The organism is Paenibacillus sp. Y930 (assembly GCF_056786375.1).
This window is the reverse complement of the sequence record NZ_JBXCIX010000002.1, coordinates 59,381-75,434: the sequence shown is the minus strand read 5'-3', so window position 1 is coordinate 75,434 and position 16,054 is coordinate 59,381. Positions and strand designations below refer to the sequence as shown.

Sequence of the window (16,054 nt, the reverse complement as noted above, 5' to 3'; positions counted from 1 at the left end):
TTCGCTTCAGATGCGATGTCGACTATGCTACGTTAGCATAATCATCGTTATCAAAGTCCGCTTTTTGAACTACCTCTTACAAGGGAAAAGCCATCGTCGACATCAGTGCATTCGCATCCTGAGTAGAATCCAATCTGCTATACTGCACAACGATAGGTATATTACTGGAAACCTCTATTGCATAAGGTACACCAGCAGGAATAGTTTGCTCGCCTTTAATTAGAGAACTCGTGCGAATATGCTTCGTTCTTCTACCAGCTACAGCTACTGCAATATCTTCGATTGGTTCACGGTCCTCAAAGAAGATCGTGATCGAAATTAAAGCTTCCTCGGAGGACGTATTCAACACGCAGATTGACTCATGGCTCATTAACTCTCCTGTACTAGTAGGGGGAATGTAACCATCTGGAATAATCCAATGCTTCTCACCTTTTGCTTGAAACATAACACAAACCTCCAGTCTTAATCTATAAATAATGTAAGTCCGCTTCCTATTCGAAGGAAGCATATTCGCCGCCGACCACGCTACGTTAGCATGCTCATCGTGATCACAAGCAGTGAAACGAAACCCAGCAACGTGTACGGCACGAGTACACAAGCGGTCGACGCACGAAGCAGTTGCCCGAAGCTTCCAATAAAGGTTCAAAACGTTCGGCTGTCAGCACCAAGAAGATGCACTTCAGCAAAAACGAGTAGCACAGTGTACGTTATTGGTACACGAGCACACGCAGGCTTTTGATGGAGGGCATATTCGATGCCGACTACGCTACGACAGCATAAGCATCGTGATCACAGTCGTACGTTTTGAACTACCTATCTAGTGAAGGCTGCTGGTACGCCTCCGTCTATTGTAAGCATACACCCCGTCGTTTTTAATGATTTAGAAGAAGCAAAGAAGGCTACACCTTCAGCAATATCACGCGGATAAATATTAACAAGCAACGTCGTCCGTTTACGATAATGCTCCTCTAGTTGGTCTGGTTCAATGCCATATGCTGCGGCACGTTCATTACGCCAATTACCATTCCAGATCGCGGACCCTTGCAAGATTGCATCAGGTAAAATCGTATTAACACGAATACCAAACTCGCCACCTTCAGCAGCAATACAACGAGCTAGATGTGCTTCAAGCGCTTTTACAGAGCTATATGCAGTAACGTTTTTACCTGCATAGATCGAGTTTTTAGAGCCGATAAATACCATGCTTCCACCAAGTGACTGCTGCTTCATAATCTTGAACGCTTCTCTTGCCACTAAGAAGTAGCCTGTACCGAGAACATTCATATTCAAGTTCCACTCTTTCAGTGATGTTTCGTCAAATGGACTTGAAGTTGCTAGCCCTGCATTGTTAACGATAATATCAACACCGCCGTAATTAATTGCTGTTTCTGCATAAGCAGCTTGAATGAGTTCCTCGCTTGTCACATCAACTTTAACTGCCAGCGCACGATGCTCACCGAACTCAGCGTTCAGCTCTGCTGCTACCTTCTGCGCACCTTCAAGGTTAAGATCCGCTAATACAACATGCGCTCCTTCTTCAACTAACACACGAGCAGTTGCACTTCCGATACCGCCAGCACCACCAGTAATAAAAGCAACCTGACGCGAGAATTCAGCTTCTGCAGGAGCAAGTGTTAATTTATATAATTCCAGCGGCCAATATTCAACATTATAAGATTCATTTTCACTTAGCGAAATGAATCTGCCAAGCGTTGTTGAACCGCGCATTACTGCAATCGCACGATGATAAAGTGCACCACTTACTTGTGACGCAGCCCAGCTCTTTCCTGTATTAATCATACCGACACCAGGGATTAAAATAACACGCGGAGCAGCCTCAAACATTTTGTCGCCTTCATGTTTGTTACGTTCGAAATATGCCGCATATTCAGCTTTATAAGCAGCTATACCAGTAATTAGTTTTTCCTTCAAGCCTTCAATGTCTTCTGCATCAGGTGTCCAATCGATGAATAAAGGAACAACCTTTGTATGAACAAGATGATCAGGACAAGCAGCACCAATTTGCGATAAAGCTGGTGAATCAACTCCACCTACGAATGCTAACACATCATCTTCATCATCGAAGGAAAGAATCATCCGTTTTTCGTCACTAACCACACCGCGTAGTAGCGGCATGACACTAGCAACTATCGAACGACGCACCTCAGCTGGAAGTTCAGCATGCTTTACGCCACCGAATAATTTCTCTTGGTCAAATTGAGATTCAATATAGCTTTCCGCTTCAGTAATAATTTTGATTGTCTGTGCATACGCCTCTTCAGCAGTTTCGCCCCAAGTTACTAAGCCATGCTTCTCCATTAATACTAATTCAGCATTAGGATTTGCACGTACACCTTCGGCAATCATTTTCGAAAGTGTGAAGCCTGGACGCACATAAGGCACCCATACGTAACGATTACCGAAAATTTTATCGGCAATTTGTTTGCCGTTATCGGCACAACATAGGCTAATGATAGAATCTGGATGTGTATGATCAACATGTTTATATGGAAGGAATGCGTGTAATAACGTTTCAATCGAAGCACGAGGATGCTTAGCGTCAATCATACAGTTTGCTAGATAAGCAACCATATCCTCATCGCTCATGTCATCACGCTCGAATAGCGGGCGAATATCATCTAGGCGCAGACCAGTGAAATTGCTAGCTTTCATTGTAGCTAGATCTGACCCGCTACCTTTGACGTACATCACTTCAACATCTTGACCACGGAAATCCTTCACTACCGTTTTTGCAGATGTATTACCGCCACCATAGTTACATACACGACGATCTGTACCAATAATATTGGAACGATATACTAAGCTATCTAATCCACCTTGTAATTGTGTTGCTTTAGATGAATCCCACAAAGACTGCACCATATAAATACCCCCTGATTGTTTTTGTTTAGTTGTTTTCGTGTTTGTTTACTCATATTTTAAACTATACTATATTTGTTTGTCTTTGAAAATACCTAAAACAAAAATAAACAAACGAAATAAACCTCATTCCCAGTCGTTAGAGCAATCTAACAAAAGGAGATGAAGCTTATCGGCTTTTATTTTATTTTTTGTCTGAAAAGAAGGATACGATTTTCGCAATTTCAGCACGAGTAATGGTTTGCTTCGGATTGAGCTTACCATTAAGATCACCTTCAACAATACCTGCCGCAGCTAAATGCTGTACCGCTTCCCGAGACCATCCAGCGATGGATGTATCATCTGCGAAGGCTGCCACATTAGCCTCTGCTTTAGGCAAATGATCCTTAAACATACGATACAACATCACAAATGCTTCTTCTCTCGTAATTGAATGATTTGGCTTAAAGCTGCCATCGGCATAGCCAGCTACAAAGCCTTGGTGGGCAAGCTGATTAATAGCCTCACTATACCAAGTATCCTGCTTCACATCAGTAAATGTACTGTTATCTACTACTGCAGCTTTGTTATTATACAAACGATATAATGCTGTCATATATTCAGCACGAGTCATTAAAGCATTTGGCTTAATGGTGCCATCGGCATAGCCAGTAAATATTTTATGGGCAACTAGCTGTTCAATGTATTTTGCAGCCCAATGATCTTTACTCAGATCAGTAAAGGTTGGAGTAGGCGCTGGAGTTTCAGCTTCTCCTCCATTGGAGCCACCTTCTTCCTTCGGCTCTTCAGTAGTCCCTTCCTCCGTTGAACCACCGTCTCCTGGATTAATTGTTGGCTTTGGTGACGGTTTTGGTGTTGGTTCTGGTGTTGGTGTCGGTGTTATAACCGTCTCTACTAATAATGTACGGCTTTCGCTAGCCTCGCTTTCAACATGAATACGAGATACGGCTGCTACAGCATACGTATAGATTTCACCCACTACTGCTGTCTCATCGACAAAGGATTGTGTTGAACCATTCACAGCACGAACAGTTGTAAGCAAGTGCTCTGATGTAGAAGTGGTAGGGGTAGCAGCACCATCCCCACGATAGATCGTATAGTAAGCTGCATCCTCTCCACTTGTCGCTAATTCCCAACTTAGCTGCACTCCAGTTTTCACACTCTTTGCTGCGATGAGAGGTACTTCTGGTGCTGTGCCAACTAACCATGACATCTCTGGAATAAGCGCTGGACGAGCATAGGTTTCTTTAATTGCATCTAGAATACCTAATGGATTCGCTAAAAAGTGACTGGAGCTGAACAAAATACTTCCCGCTACTGCTCCTTGTTTATCTTGATTGTAACGAAGCTGCGCTGGTAATTGATCCTCATCCTCCCAATCACTAGTACCTACTTTATACGCAGCTTGACCAATATAGAGATGTACGTCATGAGTATTGGCATGCTCTTTCACTTCATTAGCCCACCAATCAACAAGCACTTCGTAGGCTGCTGCATTATAACCAAAATGCCAATAAATTTGCGGCGCGATATAATCTACCCAGCCATTTTCAATCCATGTTCTAGTATCAGCATAAATTGCAGAGTAACTTTGTGTACCGCTTGTTGCTGATCCTGTTACATCGCTAGCTTTATTTTTCCAAATACCAAATGGGCTAACACCAAATTTCACATCATTCTTTTTTTCCTTAATCGTATCATATAGGCCTGATACGACTTGGTTAACATTATCACGACGCCAATCATCTTTTGAAAGAGTGCCTCCACCAACTGTATAATCGCCATATTGCTTTGCATCATTAAAATCTTCTGATGATGGATAAGGATAGAAATAATCATCCATATGAATACCATCAACATCATAATTGATCACAATCTCTTCAACCGCTTTAATAATATAATTGCGGGCTGCCTCTACACCTGGATTAAAGTATAGCTTACCTTGATTCTCAACAATCCAGTCTGAATTTTCGCGAGCTGGATGAGACTCATCTAGCGCTCCAATATCATTAGTCATAGATACGCGGAATGGATTGATCCATGCATGAAACTCCATATTGCGCTTATGGGCTTCCTCAATCATAAATGCTAATGGATCATAGTTATCTGCTGGTGCAACCCCTTGTTCTCCCGTTAGCCAATGTGACCACGGGAAATATTGTGACGGGAAAAACGAATCCGCTGTTGGTCGTACTTGTGTGAATACAGCATTAATTCCTGCTTCCTGCAATTCATCAAGCAGCTTAATGAAATCTTCGCGCTGAGATGCGGGATCTATATCTCCTTTAGCTGGCCAGTCAATATTTTCAACTGTAGAAATCCAAGCTCCACGAAGTTCATGCTTTGGATTACTAATATCGTTCGTTACTACTAACGTTTGCTGTGCTACTTGCCCATTATAATGTGCACGTACAGTTGTTTTTCCAGGAGCTAGCACTGTAATGACGCCTGTTTCGGCATCAATCGTCGCAATCGATTCAATATCGATAGAGAAGTCTACCCCTTCAGTAATTGGTTTCTCCCCTTCAATACGATACGTACCGATCACCTTTGCACTTAGTTCCTCTCCACCGATAATGGCAGAAAATACATCCGTAATAGCAATAGATCTCAATTCTCCTGGCTCCACCTCTAAGCTGTAGCTTGCCGTTAGATCACCAGAGTCTTCAGTCGCCAATGTAGCTGTAATCGTTGCTGTGCCATAGTTAACAGCACGAAGTGTACTACCATCTACCACCAGAATTTCCTCATCACTTGATGTAATGACGGCTAATTGCGTGACATCAAAAAGCTGATTATTCTCATAAACAGAATATACGTGAACTGCACCCTCTTCAGATGGTACTAACGTACTTGGTCCAGAAATAACTAAATCAATCACTCCCACTTGATTATCCGTAACCGTTAAGTCATAAGTTGAAATTGCGCCATTATAGCTAGCTGTTAACGTCACTGTACCAGCAGCTAACGCTGTAATCGATCCATCAGCAGCTACCTCTGCAATAGATGGATCGGAGCTGCTAAATGTAACTAGATTGGCTGCTACTGCAGCTGGCGCTTTATAGCCTACTCTAGTTTCAAGCATTTGCGCCGTAATCGTTTCTCCTATTTGCATGGGTTTCACATTACTCCATTGAAATTCTAACGAGGTCGTATTTCCATAGATCATCGAAACTTGATCAAAATAAAGGGTTCCATTTGTTTTAGCACTAGTTTCTACCTTGTAGATAAAATTTAATTTATAAGGAGCAGTTAAATTAGTAGGGATGTTAGCACTAACATATTGCCACCCATCAATTACTGTTGAAGTCGTTGTAAAATCTAATGTTACCAGAGTTTTATCTGCACCCTCAACTTGAGCACGTATCCAATGCTTAAGACCTGCCCCGTGAACCCAAAGACCAATTTTGCTAGGCTCACCAGCAATTGTGCGCCCAGCAGTACTATCGTCGTTTCTAAAACGTAGATAAGCTGCAGATGTACCGGTTGAACCGCTAAAATCATACGTTAGCTTTGCTGCAGATAAACCATGTACTGCTGGATCAGGCCTAGTCGATTGCTCGAGCACTGTAGTGTCAGCAGGAACACTTTGCGTGAGGTAGACATCACCCGTATCCTCAAAATCCTCAAAGTCCTCGAACACTACGCTCGTTGAGGTGTTAGCTTCCTCCCCCGCAGCATAGGACACTTCCAATAAACCAGAAAAACTTGAAGAGACAATAAGAAAGCTTAACAGTACCATGAACATACGATTAAAACGCTTCATTAATCACAATCTCCCTTCTTCTTATGTAAATGTCGAGGTCAAAAAAGCGCTTACAATTATAGTTATGATATTAAATTTCAAAATAAAATATCATAACTAATATATTATGTAGAATTTTATTCCAACCCCAAGTTCATCATAGTTTATAGTTGTAAGTTTTGTAAATCTTTTTTTCGGTTAATGTTACCCTATTCTATCTTAGAACCAATGTCCTCATTATATTGTTGAGAGGTTAGCACTTTAATCACAACAAAAAATCCCCTTACAGCTAGCAGTGCGATAAAGTCCAAACTATCTGTACTTTATCGCACTGCCTACTATAAGGGGACCACCAATCAATATGCGCGAAACTGTTAACGATTGTACTACTTATTCACTTTGAATAATCAGCTCTAACTTACTCCTTGGCAGCCTGAGCACGCTTCGTGAAGATTGCGACTACGACTGCTAACACCGCAAAGCCAAAACCAATAACAAATGCATTATGCACACCTGTAACTAATGCCTCGGCTTGTTGCATAGGTGAGTCTGGATCAGCTGATTGCGCCAAATAATTCTTTTGTCCAGACGTCATCACACTGATGAAGAAAGCAACGCCGATCGCACCTGCTACTTGTGATAAAGTATTCAAAATCGCCGTACCATGCGGATAATAGCGTGGCGGCAGTTGGTTCAAGCCATTTGTTTGTGCTGGCATCATAATCATTGAGATCGCGACCATTAAGCAAACATGCAAAATAATAAAAGTTGTCGTAGATGTAGTGAAGGATACTTGGGTAAAGAACCACATTACAATGGCCAACCCGATCGTTCCAGGAATCATTAACGCCCTTGGACCGAATTTATCAAATAACTTACCTGTTATTGGAGAAATAAGTCCGTTCAAGAGACTACCTGGCAACATAATTAGACCTGATGCGTAAACCGTTAAACCTAAAGCCCCTTGGAATAGGAACGGCAGTAACGCCATTGTCGAGAACATCGTCATCATCATAATAATGAGCAGAATCGTCGTTAGTGTAAACATCGGAAACTTAAATGCTCTAAGATCCAATAACGGCTCCTTCAATTTCAATTGACGAATGACGAATAGAAGTAATGCTATTAGCCCTACACCAATCATTCCGTATACTTCTAGCTTATCCCATCCTTTATAGGAACTACTAAATCCATATACAATTCCACCAAATCCGATGGTTGATAAAAGAATTGATAATACATCTACTCTAGGTTTTGTTGGTGTAGATAAATTTTTCAAATAAATGAATGCGAATATAATGGAAAAGATAGCAAATGGAAGAACAATAAAGAATAGCCATCTCCACTCCAGTGAGTCTAAAATAATACCCGAAAGTGTTGGTCCAATGGCAGGCGCGAACATAATAACGAGCCCGATCGTTCCCATTGCTCCTCCGCGCTTTTCTGGAGGATACAATAGCAGTATCGTGTTCATAAGAACTGGCATCATTAATCCCGTACCTACAGCTTGTAATAAACGACCAACTAGAAGCACTGAGAATCCCGGGGCAATACCACACACTATTGTCCCTATTGTAAATACGATCATGGCTCCTAGAAATACTTGCCTTGTTGTAAGCCACTGAACTAGCAATGCCGAAGCTGGGATAAGGATAGCTACAACTAGCATATAACCTGTTGAAAGCCATTGTAGTATTGAAGCTGTCACATTCAATTCAATTTCTAATTGCGGAATAGCGTTGCTCAACAACGTTTCATTAAGTATTGAAAAAAACGCACCAATAATTAATGAAATCATAATTGGTAGCCTCTTCACATTCCCCATATCTTGAGATTGAGAAGAGGCAGATGAAGCTGAAGTATTCATTATTATTCCTCCACTTTCGATTGATCTCTCTTTATTTTTATCGTTGTATATTGCCCATTACTATATAACCTATCGCGTATACTATCATATAATTCCTCATCATCCATCAGCCCTGAGACGGATTTTTTTTAGAAATTATAACATGAATTTCACACTTTCATCTGAATAGAAAACCAGCTAATGAATAGTTAACCCCCATTCATCATCGAATGGGGGTACTAGATATCCAAGGACTTATTATTTACTAGAACCCTCTGCATGGTCGTTCACTTTAAAACTACGTGCCCAGTACAGAACGGGAGTTGCTACAACCGATATAATAAATTTAAAGATATATGTCGTAAATACGATTTGTAGCCATTCCTGCCACGTGTATAGTCCTGTACCAACAAAAGCGATGGTACAAAACACGATCGAGTCTACAAGTTGACTAATTCCGGTACTAACATTGGTACGAATCCAAAACTGGTTTTTAGCACCAAATTTCTTTCTCAAATAACCATATACTTTTACATCCAAAAATTGACTAGTTAAGTAGGCTAACAAGCTACCTGCAGCAAGACGCGGCATAAGACCGAATATCTTCTCTAACGAATCTTGCGCAAAATCAGTTTCCTGTGGTGTGAATTTAAGCGCCATTTGCATCATAATCGTAGCAGTAATAAGCGTGAAAAATCCAAACCATACGGCACGCTTCGCCTCTCTTGGCCCATACTTCTCATTGAGTAAATCTGTACTCATAGAGATCGTCGTATAGATCGTATTTCCTAATGTCATAATGATACTGACAGTGAAAATAGATAGCTCAATTGTCTTTGTCACTTGAATGTTAGCAATAACCGTTGCAAAGGCAATCCATGCATACAGACCCGTTTTACCAAAGAACCGATAACACGCCAGAAATAAAAGGAAATTAACTGCAACAAATAAAATACCCCAACCTAAATTAAACACAAAAATCCTCCTTAGTTTTGATAACGCGGGAAGTTTACGAACCGCGGGCCAATTTTATGACCAGAGATAAGGATAGCAAATTTCTTAACATAAAGAAACTGTATTTATTTTGAAGTGTTCAATGTGCATCTTAGTATACGAATAGCATTTCAAATTACTGGCTGGACTTATTGGCTTTGTTGGATTATGACCGCTATGGCCGATATTATTGCGGTCGGTGTATATATGCAGTAATTGTTAAACCTGTTAACTGTTAACTCCAATTTGGTTTATTATATTAATGACTTTTTATCGGTATATGAAAAAAGAGACGCTTAGTTATTGATGTTGACACATTGTATACATATGTATACAAGAAAAGAGGTCATACGATGAGACATGGAAAATTAAAAGAAGAGGGACATCGTCGAGGTGGGCATCACAAAGGTCATGAGCGTTCAGAGCATCGTGGACCGAAAACATTCCTCCGAGGAAGAGCAATTGCCTTTCTAGAGATGATAACGCTTAAGCGTTCTACGATTAAACAGCAGTTAGAACAGCCAGAATTTCAATCGATCAATCAAATTTTAATCGGTGAATTAAAGGCGATTGATCTGTTAATTAACGAATTCACTCAATTATTTGAAATCCATGAAGATGAAACAACAGAAATAGCCTCAATTAACAATGAAGAAACGGAAGCTTCGGCGTTGAATAGTGAGCAGCTACGCAATCATAGTTATAAAGAACGCGAAATCGATGAAACAAATTGATCGCTACATTCCTTACTTATTCCAATCGGCGATGGGTTAACAGTTTCACAGGTTATTAAATAAGCTCGAACTTGAGCGATAGTTTCAATGAACGCGTAAAAGACCATCAATATGGATGATCTTTTACGTCCGTTAATTAATATTCCCACTCCCCCGCTACATATCAGCTACTGGTACATGTCCTGTCATCCAGTTCAGCTCGCTATCGAGCATAAAGCGAACAGGCCATCCCTTCTCTGACCTAGGCCAATGATGGAATTGTGAGACAGATTCAAATAAAGCTTCAACGCTTTCCTTTGATTTATATTTCAATACATCATTCATCATTTCGATTAGATTGTCCGGCTTGTTGTTAACACTGCCTAGCACCCTCATAAACCATTTATGATAAGGATAAACAACTTCGTTATAAGCCAATATAAGTCTGCCTGCAAACAACACATAATTAGATGCCGCATATTCAAGAATATAAGGCTCATTCTTTTTCAAACCCTCGTTAAACATCCATTTCCAGCCTTCAAATTGAGCATAAAATTTTTCCATTGCTTCGAGTTTTCCTTCAATTGGATATTTCGACGCTGCTTCGATTAGCACTTCTAGATCGTTGATCTCGCTATAACTCACTATCGCATCTTTGAAAGCGAATCGTGCTGGCTCACTCCCGGATTGTGCTACCTTTTGAATATAGGAAATCGATGTATACTTTCCATCGACATAGCCGCCCTCATAAGGTGTTGATTCTGTTTCATGATAATGAATATTACCGCTTTCTAATAAAGAAAGATAATGCTCGTCCGATACAACTAGCATCAGATCAATATCCGAATCTTCCTTCGCGAATCCGTGTGCTACGGAGCCACCTACAATAACGGCCAATATATGCTCATTAACTTTAAGCTTATTTGTAATCATTTCAATAGCTTGCTGATGATGTAAATACAAAAGTATAGCCTCCTCTAGCTCTCTAATATTTCCGAAATTATACTATTAAACTCCTATTGTATTGCTTTCCATATTGTAGCACTAGAATAAATGATTGAAACATCATATTCCAATCCATTTTTTCAAAACATCTAAACTAATTATAGTAGATTGTTAAGTTCATATAGTAAAACTATTTTTCATACACGTTATAATCAGGCTTGAGGAGGAAGTAGTATTCATAAAAATGTAAGCGCTTAACTTTCTTACTAAATTATTTCGGAGGGGAATGTAATTAATGAACAAAAAACTCTTAAGAATCATCTCCATTTTTCTCGTAGCTGCTTTACTAATCCCGTCAGGCTGGCTTGCTCCAATTACGGAAGCGGCAGCGCCGAATATTCCAGTGCTTTTGTATCATCGCGTTGTGGATACTCCAACAGATGACTCGACTCATACAAGTACAAACGATTTCAAGCAGCATATGCAATACCTCGAAGATAATGGCTACAACACGCTTACTGCCCAACAATATGTAGATATTATGAAAGGCACTGTAACAGCACCAGATAAACCAATTTTACTAACATTTGATGATGCTACCCCTGACTTTATTGAAACTACAGTTCCAATATTGGATAATCACGGAATGAATGCCGTCCAATTCGTAGTTAGTGGCTGGATCGGCGGGGGCTACAGTATGTCACTCGCACAATTAGAAGCACTTGCTAATAATCCAAATATTAGTATTCAAAATCATACTGTAAATCATGTTAATAACACTTGGAATATTTTAAATGAAGAAGACGCATCGGCGGAAATAGCCAGTGCCAATGCGTTCATTAAAGGTATTACAGGTGAAGACCCTATTCTCTTCGCTTACCCATATGGTCACTATAATGAAGATGTTCAAGCGGCAGCGGCAGCAAACGGCATCGAATATTCATTTAAAGTCGGCTATCCGAATCAAGGCGATCATGCTATAGGTCGTCATTATATTCAAATGAGCACTACATTAAGCGAAATTGCCAATTGGATTGGTGGACCTGCAATAGCACCTACACCTACAGAACCAACCACTACGACAAAGATATATCATGAAACCTTTGCGGATGGTATAGGAGCTGCTATCCAGGCAGGTGGCGCTAAACTGGAAGCTGTCACTGGCAAGGTTTTTGCTGGTAATGATGATGGTGCTGCTCTATATGTAAGCAACAGAGCGAACGATTATGACTCCGCTGATTTCTCTTTCAGTGCCTTAGATCTCGTTGACGGTGAAACGTATACCGTAACAGTTACGGTTTATGTCGATGATGAAGTTGTGGTTCCTACGGGCGCTCAAGCGTTTCTTCAAACCGCTGATATAAGCTTTGGATTTTTGGCAGGTGCAAATTATGTAGCTGGAAAAGCTCTAACTTTAACGAAAGAGTTTACTGTTGATACTAGCAAAGATACGAAACTACGTGTGCAATCAAATTCAGATGGGGCAACTGTTCCATTTTACATTGGTGATATATTGATCACGCAGCAAAGAGATGATTTGGCATCCTCGATTATTACATTTGAGGATAATACGGCAGGTGGCTTTACAGGTCGAAATGGCGGCGAAACGCTAACCGTAACTAATGAAGATAATCATACGGCAGATGGCTCCTACGCTTTGAAGGTAGAGGGTAGAGCAGATACATGGCATGGACCTTCATTACATATAGAAGATTTCGTAATTGAAGGCTACGAATATAAAATTTCGGCATGGGTTAAGCTGATCCAGCCCGCTAGCACCCAGCTTCAACTATCTACGCAGGTTGGTAATGGAGGTAGCGCCAACTATGTTACGCTTGCACCGAAAACAATTAATGTAAGCGACGAATGGGTTCAGTTCGAAGGAACTTATCGTTACAGCAATACGAGCAGCGATGATTTGACGATCTATATTGAAAGCTCTAACAATAGTACAGCATCCTTCTATATTGATGATATTAGCATTACCGACACTGGCTCTGGCCCGATCGAAATAGAAACTGATCTAACTCCGATAAAGGAAGCTTACTCGGATGATTTCCTAATTGGAAACGCTATTTCTGCGGAAGATTTGCATGGCGTTAGACTTGAGCTTTTGGGAATGCATCATGATGTGGCTACTGCTGGCAATGCGATGAAGCCAGATGCGATGCAACCGACAAAAGGCGACTTTACCTTTGAAACAGCGAATGCACTAGTTGATAAAGTGCTAGCTGAAGGAATGCAAATGCATGGACATGTACTCGTATGGCATCAGCAATCACCAGATTGGATGAATACAACTACTGATGGGACTCCTTTAGAGCGTGAAGAAGCCCTCTTCAATTTGAAAGCTCATATTAAAGGAGTCATGGAAAACTTCGGCGATAAAGTAATCTCGTGGGATGTTGTTAATGAAGCGATGAACGATAACCCTTCTAATCCAACGGATTGGGAAAATGCGTTGCGTAAATCCGCGTGGTATAACGCTATCGGACCAGACTACATTGAGCAAGCATTCTTGGCAGCAAAAGAAGTGCTGGATGCCAATCCAGCGTGGGATATTAAGCTGTATTACAACGATTACAACGATGATAATCAGAATAAAGCACAAGCTATCTATAGCATGATCAAAGAAATTAATGATAAATATGCGCTTACTCACCCTGGAGAGCTTCTTATTGACGGTATGGGCATGCAAGGACATTACAATGTTAATACAAACCCAGAAAACGTGAAGCTGTCGTTGGAGAAATTTATTTCTTTGGGAGTTGAAGTAAGTATAACTGAACTTGATATTCAAGCAGGAAGCGACTATCAGCTTTCTAGTAAGCAAGCTAATGATCAAGGTTATTTATACGCACAGCTATTTAATCTATTCAAAGCCTATAAAGATGATATCGCACGTGTTACTTTCTGGGGACTAGATGACAATACGAGCTGGAGAGCCTCTACCAATCCGTTATTGTTTGATAAAAATCTACAAGCGAAGCCAGCCTATTATGCTGTCATCGAACCAGATACATTTATAAGTGAACATGATCCTGAGCTTTCCAATGCAAAACAGGCAACTGCAAGATTTGCTACGCCTGTCATCGATGGAACGATCGACGCGGTTTGGAATCAGGCAATCGAAATACCAGTTAACCGCTATCAAGCGGCCTGGCAAGGTGCTAACGGCGTAGCTAAAGCACTATGGGATAATGATAACCTATATGTTCTTATTCAAGTTAGTGATGCGCAACTTGATAAAACTAGCACACAAGCACATGAGCATGATTCTGTTGAAGTATTCTTAGATCAAAATAATGAGAAGACCTCATTCTACCAAGATGACGATGGTCAGTTCAGAATCAATTATGACAATGAAACTTCATTCAATCCTACGAGTATTGCTGACGGATTCGAATCAGCAACTACGGTTTCGGGAACAAACTACACAGTTGAAGTGAAGATTCCATTGACAGCCACTACACCGGGTAACAACCAAAAATTAGGCTTCGACGTACAGATTAATGACGCTAAAGATGGTGCACGTCAAAGCGTTGCTGCATGGAATGATACAACAGGCAATGGCTATATGGACACATCTGTCTATGGTGAGCTTATCCTTATCGGGAAACCTGGAAGCTCAGGCGGCGGCAACACTATTAGCCCGTCAACAGAAACAGAGAATGTTGAAAGCAAAGACGGCATGATTGTGATCAAACCTGAAGTTAAAACCGAGGGTAATCGCATCACAGGTACGGTTTCCGAAAAAAATCTAAAAAATGCGCTTGAGCTGGCTGCTTCAGGAGCAAACGGCAACAAACAAATCACCATCGACATACCGAAGCAGGCAAATGCTCAATCCTATGATGTGCAACTACCTACTCGAAGCTTACAGGCTCAAGAAATATACACGCTTTCGATCAAGACAGAATTTGGATCGATTGAGCTCCCAAGTAATATGCTGTCCGATACAATAGTGAACGAGGAGCAAGTATCGATTCGTATCACTCCCGCTTCTATTGAGCAGTTGGATGCAGCTACTCAAGCACAAATTGGGAGTCGTCCAGTACTAGATATTACTTTAATAGCAGGTAACAACGTAATTCCGTGGAACAATCTGGATGCGCCTGTAACGATCTCTATTCCTTACACGCCAACGGCGGAAGAGCTGAACAATCCAGATTCAATCGTCGTTTGGTACCTCGATGGCAGTGGTAGCGTAACATCGATCCCCAACGGTCGTTATGATGCTACAACTGGAATGGTTGTGTTCAAAACCACTCACTTTAGTAGCTATGCTGTAGCCTTCGTCGTCAAAACATTCGAGGATTTGAATCATGTTCCTTGGGCAAAACAAGCAATCGACGCAATGGCAGCACGCGATGTTATTAAAGGCACGTCAGCGAACAGCTACTCTCCTACCGATTCAATCAAGCGAGCAGATTTCATTACCCTCCTTGTAAGAGCACTTGAATTGCAAGGTACAGGGAACAATGAAGCAATGTTCAGCGATGTAGTAGAAAATGCCTACTATTATAATGAGCTAGTTATCGCAAAGGAACTAGGTATTGTCACTGGCTATACTGACAATTCATTCAAGCCTAATGATGATATCTCTCGTCAAGATATGATGGTACTTGCGAATCGCGCATTAACTGTAGCAGGTAAGCCACTTGCAGTCGGTGGCTCATTAGATGCTTTTGCTGATGTGGATACTATTGCCGCATATGCGCAAGTGGATATTGCGAAGCTAGTGGAAGCAGGCATTGTCGAAGGAAAGAATGGTAGCATTGCCCCTAATGATTCACTTACACGAGCAGAAGCAGCAGTTATTCTGTACCGTATTTGGAATTTATAAAATATTAAGATCACATGAAAGAGAGGAAAGGAGCTCCTGCTCCCTTCCTCTCTTTACCTATTTCTAGGTTCACCTAACTAATCAAC

General features: G+C 41.0%; 8 protein-coding genes. 2 read left to right on the top strand and 6 right to left on the bottom strand.

What is annotated here, in order from left to right:
- Positions 1 to 76: 76 nt before the first annotated feature.
- The 5 genes from AC1TO5_RS05880 to AC1TO5_RS05860 form a co-directional block, all read right to left on the bottom strand.
- Positions 77 to 445, bottom strand: coding sequence for a sensory rhodopsin transducer (locus AC1TO5_RS05880; RefSeq protein ID WP_482061880.1), 369 nt, complete (start codon positions 443 to 445; stop codon positions 77 to 79).
- A 368-nt stretch (positions 446 to 813) separates the two neighbouring features.
- The gene (locus AC1TO5_RS05875; protein ID WP_482061879.1) at positions 814 to 2,883 is read right to left on the bottom strand and encodes a bifunctional aldolase/short-chain dehydrogenase; all 2,070 of its coding nucleotides are present in this window, start codon (positions 2,881 to 2,883) and stop codon (positions 814 to 816) included.
- Between the two features lie 181 nt (positions 2,884 to 3,064).
- Positions 3,065 to 6,646: a family 10 glycosylhydrolase gene (locus AC1TO5_RS05870; protein ID WP_482061878.1), complete on the bottom strand. Its 3,582-nt coding sequence runs from the start codon at positions 6,644 to 6,646 to the stop codon at positions 3,065 to 3,067.
- A gap of 397 nt (positions 6,647 to 7,043) precedes the next feature.
- Entirely contained in the window at positions 7,044 to 8,498 is a 1,455-nt protein-coding gene (locus AC1TO5_RS05865; protein WP_482062470.1) for an MDR family MFS transporter, read from the bottom strand.
- Between the two features lie 231 nt (positions 8,499 to 8,729).
- Complete coding sequence (locus AC1TO5_RS05860; RefSeq protein ID WP_482061877.1) at positions 8,730 to 9,446, bottom strand: queuosine precursor transporter; 717 nt, start codon at positions 9,444 to 9,446, stop codon at positions 8,730 to 8,732.
- Positions 9,447 to 9,817: 371 nt separating this feature from the next.
- On the opposite strand from AC1TO5_RS05860, the gene AC1TO5_RS05855 reads away from it, so the two are divergent.
- Positions 9,818 to 10,198: a hypothetical protein gene (locus AC1TO5_RS05855; protein ID WP_482061876.1), complete on the top strand. Its 381-nt coding sequence runs from the start codon at positions 9,818 to 9,820 to the stop codon at positions 10,196 to 10,198.
- Positions 10,199 to 10,354: 156 nt separating this feature from the next.
- Here AC1TO5_RS05855 and AC1TO5_RS05850 read toward each other — a convergent pair whose 3' ends face one another.
- The gene (locus tag AC1TO5_RS05850; RefSeq protein WP_482061875.1) at positions 10,355 to 11,140 is read right to left on the bottom strand and encodes a nucleotidyltransferase domain-containing protein; all 786 of its coding nucleotides are present in this window, start codon (positions 11,138 to 11,140) and stop codon (positions 10,355 to 10,357) included.
- A gap of 277 nt (positions 11,141 to 11,417) precedes the next feature.
- Between AC1TO5_RS05850 and AC1TO5_RS05845 the strand changes: the two genes are divergently transcribed.
- Positions 11,418 to 15,968 carry an endo-1,4-beta-xylanase gene (locus AC1TO5_RS05845; protein ID WP_482061874.1) on the top strand — a complete coding sequence of 1,517 codons (4,551 nt, stop codon included), beginning with the start codon at positions 11,418 to 11,420 and terminating at the stop codon, positions 15,966 to 15,968.
- Positions 15,969 to 16,054: the final 86 nt, after the last annotated feature.